A 16,001-nucleotide genomic window follows, 5' to 3' on the forward strand; every position below is an offset into this window, starting at 1 on the left:
AAAATGTCAAAACGTCATCCAGTAGTCGCTGTAACAGGATCTTCAGGAGCAGGAACAAGTACAGTAAAAAGAGCCTTTGAGCATATATTTGCCAGAGAAGATATTGTTCCCGCAGTTGTAGAAGGTGATAGTTACCACAGATTTGAAAGAATGCCTATGAAAAAAGCTATGGCAGACGCACTTGCAAAAGGTGAAAATTTCTCTCATTTTGGTCCAGAGGCTAATCTTTTTGACAAGTTAGAAGAACTTTTTAAAATCTATGGTGAAACTGGAGGAGGAAAGAAAAGATATTATCTACATAGTCTTGAAGAAGCAGAAGAACATAATACAAGACTTGGGACATCCCTAGAACCTGGTCAATTTACTCCATGGGAAGATATTCCTGAGGGGACAGACGTACTTTTTTATGAAGGTTTGCATGGCGGGGTAGAAGGTGATGGATACAATGTGGCATCTTATGCTGATTTACTTGTTGGCGTTGTTCCAATAACAAATTTAGAGTGGATTCAAAAAATCCATAGAGATAACGCAGAAAGAGGTTACTCAGCGGAAACCATTGTAGATACGATATTAAGAAGAATGCCTGATTATATAAATCACATCTGCCCACAATTCAGCAAAACCGATATTAATTTCCAAAGAATTCCCACAATTGATACTTCAAATCCTTTCATATGCAGAAATATCCCAACTCCTGATGAGAGCTTTGTGATCATACATTTCAGAAAAGGGGCAAGAGAGAAATGGGGTATTGATTTTCAATACTTGCTTGGAATGATTAACGATTCATTTATGTCAAGTCCAACAAGTATCGTTGTAAATGGTGGAAAAATGGGATTCGCAATGGAACTAATTCTCACTCCAATAATTCATAAAATGATTGAGGAGAAAAATAAATAATATTTAATTTTGGATTATCAACTCAAATCATTTTATTTTTTACTTTTAAGAGTTTTTAATCTAGAGGATTTCAAATTTTTATATAACTTTCTTGATAAAAGTACCTAATTTAGATTTAAATAGAAAAAACAGAAAACATTGTGTCATTAATCGACTGGTTTGCCGCAAGGCGTAAAGATCAATTTGTTGGGAAAGTTTCGCAAGATACTGATGAGGGAGATGGTTTGTGGGTTAAATGTTCAGAATGTTCGCAAGTAGCCTATAGAAAAGACCTCATTTCAAATTTCAATGTTTGTAGTAATTGTGGACACCACAATAGGATTAATAGCGATGAAAGGATAAATATAATTGCTGACAAAAACTCATTCGAGGAGTTTGATAGTTCGCTAAGTCCTACAGATCCTTTAGGTTTTAAAGATAGAAGAGCGTATGCTGATCGAATTAAAGAAAGTCAAGCAGGTACAGGTTTAAGAGATGGAGTCGTAACAGGTATCTGTTCTGTAAATTCAATGCCTTTAGCATTAGCTGTTATGGATTTTCGATTTATGGGAGGATCCATGGGTTCAGTTGTTGGTGAAAAAATTACAAGGATAATTGAGAAAGCAACTTTAGAAAATTTTCCAATTCTTATTGTTTGCGCATCAGGCGGGGCAAGGATGCAAGAGGGTATGTTAAGTCTTATGCAAATGGCAAAAATATCTGGAGCACTAAAAAAACATAAAGAAAAAAATCTTCTTTATATGCCCTTGTTAACTCATCCAACCACTGGAGGGGTAACAGCAAGCTTTGCAATGTTAGGTGATTTAATTTTGGCGGAACCCAAAGCTCTTATTGGTTTTGCTGGAAGAAGGGTTATAGAACAAACATTAAGAGAAAAATTACCCGATAATTTTCAAACAGCTGAATATCTGCTTGAGCATGGTTTTGTTGATGTAATAGTTAAAAGGAAAGATCTCAAGGATACTTTGACTAAAATTTTAAAAATTCATGGTGTAAAAGAACTTGCAAAAGCAAATATATAAAATGAGAATTATTTCAAATTTCTTTTATTTTTCTTTAAGCCTTTTATTTTTTATTTTAAATTTTGCCTCTTATTCATTTGCGATCGGAAATGTTGATTGGGTTCTCCTTAAAGAGAATGATGATGGGAAGGAATGGCTTGATAAAGGCAGTATTAAGTTGCTTTCAAATGGTGAAATAAGTGTCTTAACAAAGTTCTTCAAAAATCCAACTAATTCTGATGATGATGGAGAGTTATCACTTTATGTAATGAGAATTAATTGCGATGAAAAAAAGTTTAAAGATACATCCATAAATGGAATACCTCAATTCAATTCAAAATGGCAAACTTCCAATAATGATGAACTAATAGATGTAGTTATTGAAAATAGCTGTTCAGAGTTTATAAATGAATAATAATGAATACTAAAAATAAAAAATTAAAAATAGCAATAGCTGGACTAGGGTTTGGTAAAAAAGTTCATTTAGAGGCATTAAAAGAGTCTAATTATTTTACTCCTGTAGCTATTTACCATTATGAGAAAAAGCAAAAATCTATATTAGAAAAAGAAACGGGTTTAGATTTTTTTCATGATTGGGAAGATTTAGTTAAATCTCCAGAAATTGATGGAGTTATCATTGCTACCCCTCCTGAATCCAGATATAAATTAGCAAAAAGGGCGCTAGAGAATAACAAAAATTTGCTCCTAGAAAAACCCGTTTCAATATCGTCTTCTGAAATAGAAGAGCTTCAGAGAATATCTTTGATTAATAATTTAAGCGTATGTGTTGATTTTGAATACAGAGCAGTGCCCCTTTTTCTTCAAACAAAAAAACTTATTGATGAAAATATTTTAGGAAAAATATATTTAGTCAAATTAGATTGGTTAATGGGGAGCAGATCCGATCCTAAAAGAGCTTGGAATTGGTATTCTTTGGAAGAAAAAGGTGGAGGAGTTATTGGCGCCTTAGGTACTCATGCATTCGACATGTTGAATTGGTTTTTCGGAGAATCAATAAATGTATCCGGTAAGTTAGCAACATCAATCAAAAAAAGACCTTTACCTAATTCATCTGATTTAAATGATGTTACGAGTGAAGATGTATGTTTAGCCAGTATAGAAATATCAAACTACAGCTCGAATCTTATTCCATGTCAGGTATCTTTATCATCAATCTCTAAAAATGGTAGAGGATTTAGTTTGGAAATATATGGAAGCGAAGGTTCACTTATTCTTAAAAGCGAAAACCAAAAAGATTATGTACATGGTTTTAATTTGAAATATTCAAACAACGAAAATAAAATACAAAATCTAACTGCAGATCCAAGTTTTAATTTTGAAAAAACATGGACTGATGGGAGATTAGCTCCAGTTTTGAGAATTCAAAATTTATGGGCTCAGAGTATAATTAATGGAACACCTGTGATCCCAGGCTTATGTGAGGGACTTGCTAGTCATAAAGTTTGCGAAGCAATAAGAGAATCTTCGAAAAGTGGATTAACTATCAAAATTTAAGGCTTTACATTTATAAGTAGCAATTATCACCCGATAAAGTATTGGATTGATTTTATTTTTTTTTCATATTCTGGAAAAATCAATTGAACTGAATTATTAAAGAATGGCTTTAAATTATTACAAAAATGAGCTTAAAGAAAATGCTCAATTACTAGCTTCTAAAGGAAAAGGGATATTAGCGGTAGATGAATCCACTAAAACAGTAGGTAAAAGACTCGCTGGAATTGGCGTTGAGAATACTGAAGACAATAGGAAGGCATATAGAGGAATGCTTTTTACTACAGAAGGTCTTGGTAAATATATAAGTGGAGCAATCCTCTTCGAAGAAACTCTTTATCAGAATCACCAAGATGGTGAATCAATGGTTAAAAAACTAAATGATTTAGGTATTATTCCAGGAATAAAGGTAGATAAAGGCCTAAATCCACTTCCAGGAGCAGGAGATGTAGAAACTTTTTGCTCTGGCTTAGATGGGTTAGTTGAAAGAGCAGCAAAATATTATGAACAAGGTGCAAGATTTGCAAAGTGGAGAGCAGTTCTGCAAATTACAAATGATGGTTGCCCTTCAAAAATATCAATTCAAGAGAATGCTTGGGGATTAGCAAGGTATGCAAGATCAGTTCAAGAATCAGGCTTGGTACCAATTATTGAACCCGAAATCTTAATGGACGGCGACCATACTATTGAAAAAACTGCTGAAGTTCAAGAAGAGGTAATAAAGCAGGTTTATATTGCCTGTCAAGCAAATGGGGTTTTTCTAGAAGGCACTCTATTAAAACCTTCTATGACTGTTAATGGAGCAGATTGTCCAACAAAAGCTGATCCTATGAAAGTTGCTGAAATGACAATTAGAACTATGGAAAGATGCGTTCCTGCATCTGTTCCAGGAATAGTTTTCTTATCAGGAGGTTTAAGCGAAGAAGCTGCTTCTGTTTATTTAAATAATATGAATACTCTTTACAGGAAAGCTTTATGGAATATTTCATTTTCATATGGAAGAGCATTACAACACTCATGCTTAAAGGCCTGGAAAGGAAGCGATGTTGAAGGAGGTCAAAAAGCATTAAGAGCAAGAGCTCAAGCAAACTCTGAAGCTTCAAAAGGTGTCTATGTGGCAGGATCACAACCTTCATCTGATGAGCAATTGTTTGTAGCAGGCTACACTTACTAATTAAAAAAATCCTAAAAATATACTCTGGGTCATAAAATTAGTTTCCTTAATTTAGTATTTTGTATATCTAATGACGTGACATTTGATACCTCTTTATACTAAACTCTCGGAAACATATGCTTTATGTAGCATTTAACTTATTTTAATTATGGCCCTCGTTCCACTAAGACTACTTTTAGATCACGCTGCTGAGAATGGTTACGGTATTCCAGCTTTCAATGTTAATAACCTTGAGCAAGTTCAAGCAATCATGGAAGCTGCATATGAAACTGATAGTCCTGTAATCCTCCAAGCTTCAAGAGGTGCAAGAAATTATGCTGGAGAAATTTTCCTACGTCATCTAATCCTTGCTGCTACAGAAACATATCCTAATATTCCAGTGGTAATGCACCAAGACCATGGTAATGAGCCATCAACATGTTATTCAGCAGCAATAAATGGTTTCACATCAGTAATGATGGATGGTTCTCTAGAGGCAGATGCAAAAACACCCGCTAGTTACGAATATAATGTAGCAGTTACTAAAAAAGTAGTAGATTTTGCTCATTCAGTTGGGGTTAGTGTTGAAGGAGAATTAGGTTGCTTAGGTTCATTAGAAACGGGGAAAGGTGAAGCAGAAGATGGTCATGGATTTGAAGGTGAACTTTCTACAGATATGCTTTTGACTGATCCTGAAGAAGCGGCAGATTTTGTTGCTAAAACAAAAGTTGATGCATTAGCAATTGCTATAGGTACAAGTCATGGTGCTTATAAATTTACAAGGAAACCTACAGGAGAAGTTCTTGCAATAAGCAGAATTGCTGAAATTCATAAAGCACTTCCAAATACCCATCTTGTAATGCATGGATCTAGCTCAGTTCCTCAAGAATGGTTGGATATCATTAACAAATATGGTGGTGAAATTCCTCAAACATATGGTGTTCCTGTTGAAGAGATTCAAGAGGGAATAAGAAATGGAGTTAGGAAAGTCAACATTGATACTGATAACAGACTTGCTTTCACTGCCGCAGTTAGAGAGGCAGCATTTGCTGATAAAGCAAACTTTGACCCAAGACATTTCAACAAGCCTGCTAGAAAATATATGAAGCAAGTTTGTCTTGATAGATACAAGCAGTTCTGGTGCGAAGGTCAAGCAAGTAAGATCAAGCAAAACAGTACCAATTACTTTGCTGATCTTTATGCTAAAGGTGATTTAGATCCAAAAGTAAAAGCTACTGTTTAATTTCTTCCCAAATTAAATAAAAAAAAAGACCTCCAAAATTGGGGGTCTTTTTTATTTCAATATTAATGATTTTAATGTAAAGAGACCATCAGTCCCACCAATTGTCTCGTCACATGCGCGCTCTGGATGAGGCATTAAACCTAGAACATTTCCCTTTTCATTAGTTATACCTGCAATATCGAATGAGGATCCATTAGGATTATTTTTATATCTCAAAGCAATCAATTCATTATCTACAAGTTTTTTTAAAGTATCAGAATCACAATGATATCTTCCTTCCCCATGCGCTATTGGCAACTTAATAGTTTGTTTTTTACCTCCATTATTAAACCAACCTCCTTTTGAAGAAATGATATCAAGTTCAACATCATCACAGATGAAATTAAGATTTTTATTTGCAGTAAGGGCACCAGGCAAAAAGCCTGATTCTGTCAAAATTTGAAACCCATTACAAATTCCTAAAACTCTTTTTCCGCTTTTAACAAACTCATCCAAGGCATTTATTAATGGAGAGAATCTTGCAATTGCCCCGCATCTTAAATAATCACCATAGCTAAATCCTCCAGGTAAAACTATTGCATCTACATCGCGTAAATCTGAAGACTCATGCCACAAAAATTTTGTTCTTATGTCTAAACAACCCTCCAATGCCCATGAAACATCACGATCACAATTAGAACCAGGAAAGACAACAACTCCTACAGTAAAATTATCCATCTTATAATTTTTTTAGTGAATACTCATAATCTTCAATAACAGTATTTGCGAATAACCTATCACACAATAAATCAATTTTTTCTCTCACCTCGTTTTCACCATTACCTTCTATTTTTACCTCAATCATTTTTCCTATACGTAATGATTTTATTCCCTCGGCTCCAAGTTTTATAGAAGCAGATTTGGTAGCTTCCCCTGCTGGATCTAAAACTGAGGGTCTTAGTCTTACAAAAACTTTTACAGCAAATTGGTCCAATTAAAAATTAATTTCTACTAGAAGATTAGTTTAAATTTTAATAAAAAGTACTATTGATTAATAAACAAATATTTTTACATTAAGGTTCTGTGAGTTATTAGATGTTTATGTAACCTCTACCAAAACAAACTAAGCAAGTTCTTCTTGAATTTTCATGAGTTTTAAAGTTTCCTGCCCCACCGCATTTTGAACATTTTATTTTATCAATTGATGTAACTTCGTCATGGATTATTTGTTTTAATACAATTTTTGGATTTTCCATCTTGGGCTGTCAACTGATTTAGTATCCCGGCAGCTAACTATAATGTCAAATTGCTATTTTTGGTTCACTTAAAATCTTAAATTTCTCTTTAATTTTTCTATTGAAAGTTTTTATAGATTTTTCATCAAAGGAAATTATTACTAATTCAAGTCCAGCATTATCATTTGGTCTCCAAGAATTGTCTGGAGCTTCTTCAAACCAAGTATTAATTTTCTTTCCAACAATTTGTATTTGTAAAGGCAATGATTTGTTTGGTATCCAAATACGCCCTTTTATTCGAAGAATATTTAATTCATCCAAGATTTTTGACATCTCCTTTTCAAAGTCATTTTTTTCAAGGAAATAATTTAATTTAATTGAATCTGATACAAGTTCAACATGATTATGGTCATGTTCTTCAGTTAAAAATTTTTTATAAGTCTCTTTTTTAAAATTAAAATCAAATAGATATTTCAAATCAATTTTGCCATTCTTGGATTTAAGGACTGGTGTAGATGAGTTCAGACTTCCTTGAATTTTATTTTTTACAACGTCAAACTGATCGTCATTTAAGATATCTGATCTAGAGACTAAAACGATATCAGAAACTTCTAGTTGCTCCTCAAATAGTTCGTCTATAGTGGCGTTGTGATCAATTTTATCTGTTTCATTATATTGTTTTGTAATTTTATTTAAATCATTAATTGGTGAACCGTTAAGCATTGATTCTCCATTAACGATACCAACAACAACATCAAGGTAAATGGAAGACCTAATCTCAGGCCAGTTAAGTGCTTGAATTAAGGGCATTGGTAGTGCCAAGCCACTTGTTTCAATAATTATTGATTCGATAGGAGGATTAAATTCTAGGAGAGCTTTTATTGATGGAACAAAATCATCTTGAACAGTACAACATAAACATCCATTGTTTAATTCGATTACACAGTCGTCTTCAGATTCATCACATTTATCACAACTTTTAATCAAATCACCATCAATTCCAACATCACCAAATTCATTAATTATTAAACCAAATTTTTTATTACTCTCTTTTAATAGATATCTTAGAAAAGTTGTTTTACCTGAACCAAGAAATCCCGAAACAACTATAACTGGAATTTTTTTTTTCATCTTTGATGATTAACAACCTAAACTATATTCTGTACTCTCTCCTGTAGAACTATTTGTGCCATTAGCAATCGCACATAATTGTTTTTGTTGTGTACGACTAAGAACAGCATCAGTAAAATCTGCACCATCTATTTTTGCTCCTTCAAAATTACTCTCCATTAATAAAGCATTTGTAAAATTAACATCCGAAAGATCTGCATCAGTAAAATCTGTTGCATAAGCTAGTGCATCTCTTAAATTGGCTCCATTAAACTTTGAATTTTGCAATTTACTATTATTGAACACCGCGCCTTCTAAATTACTTTCACTGAAATTAAACCCATTCAAATCAAACTTAACATATTCGTTACCGCTTAAATCTTGACCATGCATATCTGGCTCTAAATTAAGGTCTTGCTGGTTTCTAATTTCAGGAGGTCTTTTAGCCCATGCAGAATTTACAGAATTAAAAAATAAAATCCCAACGAACAAAAAAGAAATTAATGCATTCTTTAGTGAAGGGAAAACAATTGATTTAATCATAATAAAACTGTATTTTAGAACTTAAGTATTTAAAGTTTGTAAGACTATCTTAAAGGAAAATATATGGCAATGTCACTAAAGGTTATTGTTCCTCCTCATCCGTTAATAAAACATTGGCTTTCAATATTGCGAGAAAAAAATACTCCAAATATTTTGTACTCAACAGGATATGAACAATTAGGAAAATGGCTTACATATGAAGCATTACGTAATTGGCTGCCATATAAAAAAGAGATAGTAAATACTGATTATGGGGACTCAGATGGATTCTTTATTAATAATGATTATCCAATAAAAGTGCTCGCAATTTTGCCAGAAGGTTTATCTCTTTGGTTTGGATCTAAAGAGGTAATTCCTAATGCAACTCTTTCATTAGGAGAACTTCCTAAAACTATTGAACCAAATGAAGGAGTTATTTTTTATTCGGAACAAATAACTACAAAATCGGCAACATTAGAAACTTTAATAAAATTAAAGGAATTAGGAGTTGATTCCAATAGGATTTTGTTAATAACTGCTATTTGCTCAAATAAAGGGTTAAATGAAATTGCGAAATTGTTCCCTAACCAGGTAATTTACACCTCTTGCATAGATGAGGAAGACGAAAACCTAAAATCATTAGTACCTGGAATTGGGAATCCTTTATTGCGTTTGAGTACTATATTTCAAGATAAGAACTAATATAGAATATAGGAGCAAATATTTTACCAATGTCTGAATACAGAGATTCGTCTTCAAATAATCTTTTATCATTAATAAGTGGAGCTTTTATTGGAGCAGCAGGATTAGCTTGGTGGTTAATATCCGAAGCAGACAAAAGAAAGGAGGAAAAAAAACAAAAAGCAATGATGTATTCCTCGAGGATTCAAGACGGCTCTGAAGCGATTGATTCAAATGAAAATATAAATGAAGTTGAAGGAGAGAATCTGGAGAAGAAAGTTGAGCAACTTAATTCTGCAATTGCTGATGTAAGGAGGCAACTTGAAGAGTTGGGGCAATAGAATAAAAAAGGTTCTCAAATAATATGAATAAACTCAGATCATCTGCAATAACCCAAGGTGTGCAAAGATCCCCTAACAGATCGATGTTAAGAGCTGTTGGATTTAATGATGAAGATTTTAATAAACCTATTATTGGAGTTGCAAATGGATACAGCACCATAACACCATGCAATATGGGTTTAAATAAGTTAGCTCTAAAGGCTGAAGAATCAATTAAAAGATCAGGTGGGATGCCTCAGATGTTTGGGACTATAACAGTAAGTGATGGCATTTCTATGGGAACAGAGGGCATGAAATATTCTCTAGTTTCAAGAGAAGTTATTGCTGATTCAATTGAGACAGCATGCAATGCGCAGAGTATGGATGGAGTACTTGCTATAGGTGGATGTGACAAAAACATGCCGGGTGCAATGATTGCAATTGCAAGAATGAATATTCCCTCAATTTTTATTTATGGAGGGACAATAAAGCCTGGGAAATTGCATGGAGAAGATCTTACTGTTGTTAGTGCATTTGAAGCTGTTGGACAATTAACATCAGGCAAAATTAATGAAGAAAGGCTAATCCAAGTTGAGAAAAATTGTATTCCTGGTGCTGGTAGCTGTGGAGGGATGTTTACAGCTAATACAATGTCTGCGGTTATTGAAGTATTAGGTTTAAGTCTTCCCCACAGTTCCACTATGGCTGCTGAAGATCTTGAAAAAGAACTAAGTGCAGATAAAAGTGCTGAGATATTAGTCTCTGCAATAGAAAAAGATATAAGACCTCTAGACCTAATGACTAAGAAAGCATTTGAAAATGCAATATCAGTTATTATGGCAATTGGCGGATCAACAAATGCGGTATTGCACATCTTAGCTATTGCGAATACTGCAGGAATAGATATCAATATTAATGATTTTGAGAGAATCAGACAAAAAGTACCCGTTATTTGTGACCTTAAACCGAGTGGTAAATATGTGACCGTGGATCTTCATAAGGCAGGCGGAATTCCACAAGTAATGAAAATACTTTTGAATGCAGGATTAATTCATGGCGATTGCAAAAACATTGAAGGCAAAACTATCTCAGAATACTTACAGAATATTCCAGATAAGCCTCCAACAAATCAAAATGTCATAAGAGATATAGATGACCCTCTTTATAAAAAAGGACATTTAGCGATATTAAAAGGTAACTTAGCGAGTGAAGGTTCTGTAGCCAAAATTAGCGGAGTAAAAAACCCCGTGTTAACAGGTCCAGCAAAGATTTTTGAAAGTGAAGAGGATTGTTTAAAATCGATATTAAATAACGATATAAAAGCTGGTGATGTTGTTGTTATTAGAAACGAAGGCCCTGTAGGAGGCCCAGGCATGAGAGAAATGTTAGCTCCAACATCTGCAATTGTTGGTCAAGGGCTAGGAGAGAAGGTAGCTTTAATTACCGATGGCAGATTTAGCGGTGGTACCTATGGTCTTGTTGTGGGTCACATAGCTCCAGAGGCAGCTGTTGGAGGAAATATTGCTCTAATAAAACAAGGTGATTTAATTACAGTAGATGCTGTAAAACAATTAATTGAAGTTGATTTATCAGACGAAGAATTAGAAAAAAGAAAAAAAGATTGGGTAAAACCTATACAAAAATACAAAAGAGGAATTCTTTCAAAATATTCGAGAATCGTAAGCACATCAAGTTTAGGGGCTGTTACTGATTTATAAATCAACTTAAGTTTTATTTTCTTAATCAATAAAACTTTTTATCCTATTTGCTAAATTTTCCAATCTAGCGCTGTATTTTGGTGAGTTGCATTTTTTCCCATTATTGCTATCCATCCATAATGTTTTAACTCCACACCATAATATTGGTTCATCAGGGAAATTAAGCTTAGAGATTACTAAAACTAACTCTTTATTTGATTTAAAAAGTTCTAATTCAAGATCATAAATTTCTATTCTTTTACCTTCTTTATCTCGACATAAGATATTAACTGTTAAATCAATATCTTCTTCTTCGAATTCGTATTCACCATTTATTTTTACGACAGAATGAACAAAAGGTTTATTTGTTAAATCTGCTGACTTAGCGATTAAGCTCTCTATATTTTTAGGTGGATTTTCAAATAACACTTATTGATTTAATTAAAACTTTTATTGAACCCTGTTTAAACTCATTATTAAGTAATCCATCATCACCAAACTTAGAGTGTAGTAGTTGTAATCTTTTGATTTTAGATGGCTTGAATTTAAATGGGAAACGTACTTTATTAGCTCTCACTGAAGGTTTTAGCTCACTAAAAGGAATTTGAACATTTGTTGTTCCAAATTTTTTTGTTGGGAATGATTTAATCCACCTGAGACCGCCTGGAATAAATTCCGTTAGTCCTAGTAAAGCATCTTCACAAGCGACAGCGAATTTAAAAGTTCTTCCTTGTCCATCAATATTTAATTCAAAGGATGAATACTCAGATAAATTTAAAGAAGGTTTATATATAGACGATCTACAACTAACAAATCCTCCTGCTTTCTCGACAATATTACCCTTTAATATCAAACCAGAATTTGAAAGTTCACAAAAAGCTGAACTTGATCCGCCCATAACGGTATCATTTAATGTTTTCCAACCATCGAAATCCCTTTTCTGGAATAAAAATTTTTTCTTACTCATTTAATAATTCTAATTATTTTTAGACTTTAACTAAATTTCTAATTCTTTTGCTGATTCTTGATCACAAAATATTGAAATTTGATTAATAGATTTTATTAATTTTGATGGCGTTCTATCCAGAGGCTCCTTTTCATCTAATAACCTCTCAAGAGCAATTCTTTTATTGGCTCCACTAACCAAAAATACTATCTTTGATGAAGCTGAAAGTACCTTTGGCGTTAATGAAATTCTTTTTAATCCTTTACCTTCATTAAAAATCACAAGATCATCTACATTATTATTTTTTTGATAAGGGAATAGTGAAGCTGTATGACCATCGTCTCCAAGACCTAATAAAGTTAAATCAAAGGAGGGAGGGTTTGATCCGCATTTTTCAAATAATTTTGCAATAAATTGATTTTTTGTAGCTTCATCATCAGCATTTAAATCATTGAAAATTTCATAAAAAAAAGCTTTAGATCCAAAATTAGTTAACAATGAATTTTTCAACATTAACGAGTTACTTAATTCTGAATTTGGATCGACACATCTTTCATCTCCTAAAAAGACATCAACCATATCCCATCTAAGATCACTATTAGATAAGAGGTGATACACAGATTTAGGCGTTGAACCTCCACTCACACAAAATTTAAACCTGCCTTTCTTTTTTAAAGTATGAATAATGAGACTTTCAATAAACTTAAAAACCGCTGTTGATAGTTCTAACTTGTCTTTATATATCTTTATGGTGTATCCATTTGTGACCTTTTCAATCATTTCACCCATTCAGTATGAAAACTACCTTCCTTATCAATTCTTTCATATGTATGAGAGCCAAAACAGTCTCTCATTGCTTGAACAAGATTCTGAGGAAGTCTATTGGTTCTGTAACTATTCAAATAATCTAAAGTACTAGATAGACATGGTACTGGTATACCAGCTTTTGTGGATAGAGAAACTACTTTAGCTAAGTTATCTAATCTAGTACCAATTTCATTATTGAACCAATCATCAAAAATTAAATTTTTTAGATTAGGGTCTTTGTTATAAGCATCTTGAATTTTACTTAATAATTTTGATCTAATTATGCAACCACCTTTCCATATTTGAGCAATTGACGGCATATTCAAACCATAGTTATAAACTGCAGATGCTTCTCTTAAAATATCCATACCTTGGGCATAGCTAGCAATTGTGGCAAGAACTATAGCATCAAACAAAGGTTTCATTCCATCTGATATATTTCCTAAATCAAAATCCTCTATCTGTTTAGATGGAATAGTTTTTTCAATCTCACTACGTTGCTCTTTTAGAGAACTCATTACTCTTGCATTTAACGATGCATAAATAGTTGGGACTGATACCCCAAGTTCTAAAGCACTTACAACAGTCCATAACCCAGTACCTTTCTGTCCAGCTTTATCTAATATTTTTTCCACGATATCATCTCCAGTTATCTCATCTTTTGTATTTAGACAAATCTCTGTTATCTCTACAAGATAAGAAGATAATTCATCAGTATTATTCCAAATACCAAATACCTCTGACATCTGCTTTCCATTCATGCCTTTGACTCTTTTCATAAGGTCATAAGCTTCTGCGAGTATTTGTTCAATACCATATTCGATTCCGTTATGAACAGTTTTTACAAAATGACCTGAGCCTCCTGGTCCAACATATGCAACACATGGTCCGTCTTCAACTTTGGCAGCCATTTTTGTTAATAAGCTTTCTATTGCATCATATGAAGCCTTAGTCCCGCCAGGCATCATGCTTGGGCCTTCTAAAGCTCCTTTGGCACCTCCAGAGACTCCCATTCCAATGTATCCAAAACTTTTACTTTCAAGAGTATTAACTCTTCTTTCTGTATCTTTAAATTGAGAGTTCCCGCCATCTATTAATAGATCTCCTTCCTCGAGATATCCAGAAATATTATCAATAACAGCATCTGTTGCGGGTCCAGCTTTTACCATCATTAGAATTCTTCTAGGCCTCTCTAGCTTATTAACAAATTCTTGAAGAGTTTCAGCTCCCTCTATATTCTTTCCAAGGCCACGACCTTGTAAAAATTCTTCAGTTTTTGAGTAAGTTCTATTAAAAACTACACTAGAAAATCCATTTCTCTCTGCGTTAAGAACTAAATTTTCGCCCATAACACCAAGACCTATTAAACCAAAATGTGCCTTGGACATAAAAAATTAAAAAACTCAATAAATATAGTGTGCATGCAACTCAACAAAATTGCTCAAAAAAAATACTTATGTCAGCGAAAAATGATCGAAAGATTTAAATAACAGTTCCGTTTGCAATAGTTGCATTTTTAACTACTACTACGATTCCATTTCTAATATAGAAGCCTAATTCTGGCTTATCGGCTTCTTCTACTCGATCTTTATTAATAATCACTACATTATCACCAATTCTTGTATTCTTATCAAGAATTGCTCTTTTTACAGTAGTTCCTTCACCTACTCCAAGAGGCGTTCCTCCTCCTTTTCTTAATTCAATCCTCTCTTCAGGTGATTCAAAGAAATCGGCACCCATAACAAGAGTATCCTCAAGAACCGAATCACTTTCAATCCTGCTTCTTACACCTAAAACACAGTGTAAAATACTACATGACTTCAAGATTGTACCTTCACAAACTATTGAATCAGTAATTTGAGCATCTACAAGCTTGGAAGGTGGAAGAAATCTAGGTCTTGTATAAATTGGAAACTTTTCATCATAAAAACTAAATGGAGGTTTTGGTTGCTCAGTCAATGCAAGGTTTGACTCAAAGAATGCTCCAATGGTACCGATATCTTCCCAATAATCATCGAATACATAACTTTTAAGAGTATCGCCCCTATTTAGGGCTTCAGGAATTATATCTTTACCAAAATCCGTATAACTAGGAAATTTATTTAGAAGATCAAAAAGAGTATTTCTGCTAAAAACGTAAATACCCATTGAGGCTAGATAAGGTTTTTTGGCAGCTGAATCCTTACTCAGACCAAATTTTGAAGTATCTACTGCCATTGCCTTCAACTTCTCTCCAGTGGGTTTTTCACTAAATTCTTTGATATTTCCTACATCATCCGTTCTCATGAGGCCAAAACCTTCTGCTTGAGCTTCGTCAACAGGCAAAGCTGCAACAGTTAAATCAGCACCATTATCTCTATGATGTTGAACAAATAAACTGTAGTCCATTCTGTATAGTTGATCACCTGACAATATTAAATATTCATCAACATCCCACTCTTGAAATAACCATTGGTATTTTCTTACGGCATCAGCGGTACCTTCAAACCATTTCGGGCTATCAGGAGTCTGTTGCGCGGCTAAAACCTCCACAAATCCTTGACCAAAAGGGCCATTTAAATTATAAGTTCTTCCAATATGTCTATTTAAAGATGCACTATTGAACTGGGTCAATACGTACATTTTTTCGATGCCTGAATTTATACAATTACTAATTGGAATATCTATTAAACGATACTTACCTGCCAATGGCACAGCAGGTTTAGCCCTCATTTTTGTTAGAGGGTAAAGTCTAGAACCTTTTCCTCCTCCGAGGATTATAGCCAACACACGCTTCATTCAATCTAATGGAGGTATATATACAACTATTTAAAGTAACTGATTATGGGCATATTTAGAAATACAAATGGTCAGTTTACAAAGGTATTTCGATAAATCACTGGAAAAACTTAATAT

The 16,001-nt window shown here is 33.5% G+C and carries 19 protein-coding genes; 9 read left to right on the forward strand and 10 right to left on the reverse strand.

What is annotated here, in order from left to right:
- Window positions 1–3 precede the first annotated feature (3 nt).
- From JJ842_01185 to JJ842_01210, 6 genes are all read left to right on the forward strand, one after another.
- Window positions 4–900, forward strand: a complete 897-nt coding sequence (locus tag JJ842_01185; GenBank protein MBO6970525.1) for a phosphoribulokinase — start codon at window positions 4–6, stop codon at window positions 898–900.
- A gap of 140 nt (window positions 901–1,040) precedes the next feature.
- Window positions 1,041–1,922 carry an acetyl-CoA carboxylase carboxyltransferase subunit beta gene (locus JJ842_01190; protein MBO6970526.1) on the forward strand — a complete coding sequence of 294 codons (882 nt, stop codon included), beginning with the start codon at window positions 1,041–1,043 and terminating at the stop codon, window positions 1,920–1,922.
- Window position 1,923: 1 nt separating this feature from the next.
- Complete coding sequence (locus JJ842_01195) at window positions 1,924–2,316, forward strand: hypothetical protein (protein MBO6970527.1); 393 nt, start codon at window positions 1,924–1,926, stop codon at window positions 2,314–2,316.
- 2 nt (window positions 2,317–2,318) lie between these two features.
- Window positions 2,319–3,416 (forward strand): Gfo/Idh/MocA family oxidoreductase, encoded by a 1,098-nt coding sequence (locus JJ842_01200; GenBank protein MBO6970528.1) that lies wholly within the window; start codon window positions 2,319–2,321, stop codon window positions 3,414–3,416.
- Window positions 3,417–3,519: 103 nt separating this feature from the next.
- Entirely contained in the window at window positions 3,520–4,587 is a 1,068-nt protein-coding gene (locus tag JJ842_01205) for a fructose-bisphosphate aldolase class I (protein ID MBO6970529.1), read from the forward strand.
- Between the two features lie 148 nt (window positions 4,588–4,735).
- Window positions 4,736–5,809, forward strand: a complete 1,074-nt coding sequence (locus tag JJ842_01210; protein ID MBO6970530.1) for a fructose-bisphosphate aldolase class II — start codon at window positions 4,736–4,738, stop codon at window positions 5,807–5,809.
- Window positions 5,810–5,860: 51 nt separating this feature from the next.
- Here JJ842_01210 and purQ read toward each other — a convergent pair whose 3' ends face one another.
- From purQ to JJ842_01235, 5 genes are all read right to left on the reverse strand, one after another.
- Window positions 5,861–6,526: a phosphoribosylformylglycinamidine synthase subunit PurQ gene (purQ, locus tag JJ842_01215; protein MBO6970531.1), complete on the reverse strand. Its 666-nt coding sequence runs from the start codon at window positions 6,524–6,526 to the stop codon at window positions 5,861–5,863.
- A gap of 1 nt (window position 6,527) precedes the next feature.
- The gene (gene purS, locus JJ842_01220; GenBank protein ID MBO6970532.1) at window positions 6,528–6,782 is read right to left on the reverse strand and encodes a phosphoribosylformylglycinamidine synthase subunit PurS; all 255 of its coding nucleotides are present in this window, start codon (window positions 6,780–6,782) and stop codon (window positions 6,528–6,530) included.
- Between the two features lie 97 nt (window positions 6,783–6,879).
- A complete protein-coding gene (locus JJ842_01225; protein MBO6970533.1) occupies window positions 6,880–7,044 on the reverse strand; it encodes a hypothetical protein in 165 nt (54 codons plus the stop codon).
- 45 nt (window positions 7,045–7,089) lie between these two features.
- Window positions 7,090–8,154, reverse strand: a complete 1,065-nt coding sequence (locus JJ842_01230; GenBank protein MBO6970534.1) for a GTP-binding protein — start codon at window positions 8,152–8,154, stop codon at window positions 7,090–7,092.
- Window positions 8,155–8,163: 9 nt separating this feature from the next.
- The gene (locus JJ842_01235) at window positions 8,164–8,676 is read right to left on the reverse strand and encodes a pentapeptide repeat-containing protein (protein MBO6970535.1); all 513 of its coding nucleotides are present in this window, start codon (window positions 8,674–8,676) and stop codon (window positions 8,164–8,166) included.
- A 63-nt stretch (window positions 8,677–8,739) separates the two neighbouring features.
- Between JJ842_01235 and JJ842_01240 the strand changes: the two genes are divergently transcribed.
- Genes JJ842_01240 through ilvD form a run of 3 tightly spaced genes read left to right on the forward strand, consistent with a single transcriptional unit; the run spans window position 8,740 to window position 11,374 of the window.
- Window positions 8,740–9,357, forward strand: coding sequence for a uracil phosphoribosyltransferase (locus JJ842_01240; GenBank protein ID MBO6970536.1), 618 nt, complete (start codon window positions 8,740–8,742; stop codon window positions 9,355–9,357).
- A gap of 29 nt (window positions 9,358–9,386) precedes the next feature.
- Window positions 9,387–9,677, forward strand: a complete 291-nt coding sequence (locus JJ842_01245) for a hypothetical protein (protein ID MBO6970537.1) — start codon at window positions 9,387–9,389, stop codon at window positions 9,675–9,677.
- A gap of 23 nt (window positions 9,678–9,700) precedes the next feature.
- Window positions 9,701–11,374 (forward strand): dihydroxy-acid dehydratase, encoded by a 1,674-nt coding sequence (ilvD, locus tag JJ842_01250; protein MBO6970538.1) that lies wholly within the window; start codon window positions 9,701–9,703, stop codon window positions 11,372–11,374.
- 21 nt (window positions 11,375–11,395) lie between these two features.
- On the opposite strand, the gene JJ842_01255 is transcribed toward ilvD, so the two are convergent.
- The 5 genes from JJ842_01255 to JJ842_01275 all read right to left on the reverse strand — a co-directional run bounded on the left by JJ842_01255 (window position 11,396) and on the right by JJ842_01275 (window position 15,884).
- The gene (locus JJ842_01255; GenBank protein ID MBO6970539.1) at window positions 11,396–11,782 is read right to left on the reverse strand and encodes a coat-like protein; all 387 of its coding nucleotides are present in this window, start codon (window positions 11,780–11,782) and stop codon (window positions 11,396–11,398) included.
- Window positions 11,772–12,320, reverse strand: a complete 549-nt coding sequence (locus tag JJ842_01260; protein ID MBO6970540.1) for a CIA30 family protein — start codon at window positions 12,318–12,320, stop codon at window positions 11,772–11,774. Before JJ842_01260 ends, JJ842_01255 begins: the two co-directional genes overlap by 11 nt.
- Window positions 12,321–12,350: 30 nt before the next feature.
- Complete coding sequence (pgl, locus tag JJ842_01265) at window positions 12,351–13,088, reverse strand: 6-phosphogluconolactonase (GenBank protein MBO6970541.1); 738 nt, start codon at window positions 13,086–13,088, stop codon at window positions 12,351–12,353.
- Complete coding sequence (gndA, locus tag JJ842_01270) at window positions 13,076–14,494, reverse strand: NADP-dependent phosphogluconate dehydrogenase (GenBank protein MBO6970542.1); 1,419 nt, start codon at window positions 14,492–14,494, stop codon at window positions 13,076–13,078. The genes pgl and gndA overlap by 13 nt, the downstream gene beginning before the upstream one ends.
- A 94-nt stretch (window positions 14,495–14,588) precedes the next feature.
- Entirely contained in the window at window positions 14,589–15,884 is a 1,296-nt protein-coding gene (locus JJ842_01275; GenBank protein ID MBO6970543.1) for a glucose-1-phosphate adenylyltransferase, read from the reverse strand.
- Between the last annotated feature and the right edge of the window lie 117 nt (window positions 15,885–16,001).

The organism is Prochlorococcus marinus CUG1433, assembly GCA_017644425.1.
Classification (GTDB): domain Bacteria; phylum Cyanobacteriota; class Cyanobacteriia; order PCC-6307; family Cyanobiaceae; genus Prochlorococcus_A; species Prochlorococcus_A marinus_U.

Coding starts and splice junctions, on each gene's coding strand:
- JJ842_01185 (MBO6970525.1), top strand. CDS start 4: ATGTCAAAACGTCATCCAGTAGTCGCTGTAACAGGATCTTCAGGAGCA.
- JJ842_01195 (MBO6970527.1), top strand. CDS start 1,924: ATGAGAATTATTTCAAATTTCTTTTATTTTTCTTTAAGCCTTTTATTT.
- JJ842_01200 (MBO6970528.1), top strand. CDS start 2,319: ATGAATACTAAAAATAAAAAATTAAAAATAGCAATAGCTGGACTAGGG.
- JJ842_01205 (MBO6970529.1), top strand. CDS start 3,520: ATGGCTTTAAATTATTACAAAAATGAGCTTAAAGAAAATGCTCAATTA.
- JJ842_01210 (MBO6970530.1), top strand. CDS start 4,736: ATGGCCCTCGTTCCACTAAGACTACTTTTAGATCACGCTGCTGAGAAT.
- purQ (MBO6970531.1), bottom strand. CDS start 6,526: ATGGATAATTTTACTGTAGGAGTTGTTGTCTTTCCTGGTTCTAATTGT.
- JJ842_01225 (MBO6970533.1), bottom strand. CDS start 7,044: ATGGAAAATCCAAAAATTGTATTAAAACAAATAATCCATGACGAAGTT.
- JJ842_01230 (MBO6970534.1), bottom strand. CDS start 8,154: ATGAAAAAAAAAATTCCAGTTATAGTTGTTTCGGGATTTCTTGGTTCA.
- JJ842_01235 (MBO6970535.1), bottom strand. CDS start 8,676: ATGATTAAATCAATTGTTTTCCCTTCACTAAAGAATGCATTAATTTCT.
- JJ842_01240 (MBO6970536.1), top strand. CDS start 8,740: ATGGCAATGTCACTAAAGGTTATTGTTCCTCCTCATCCGTTAATAAAA.
- JJ842_01245 (MBO6970537.1), top strand. CDS start 9,387: ATGTCTGAATACAGAGATTCGTCTTCAAATAATCTTTTATCATTAATA.
- ilvD (MBO6970538.1), top strand. CDS start 9,701: ATGAATAAACTCAGATCATCTGCAATAACCCAAGGTGTGCAAAGATCC.
- JJ842_01260 (MBO6970540.1), bottom strand. CDS start 12,320: ATGAGTAAGAAAAAATTTTTATTCCAGAAAAGGGATTTCGATGGTTGG.
- pgl (MBO6970541.1), bottom strand. CDS start 13,088: ATGGGTGAAATGATTGAAAAGGTCACAAATGGATACACCATAAAGATA.
- gndA (MBO6970542.1), bottom strand. CDS start 14,494: ATGTCCAAGGCACATTTTGGTTTAATAGGTCTTGGTGTTATGGGCGAA.
- JJ842_01275 (MBO6970543.1), bottom strand. CDS start 15,884: ATGAAGCGTGTGTTGGCTATAATCCTCGGAGGAGGAAAAGGTTCTAGA.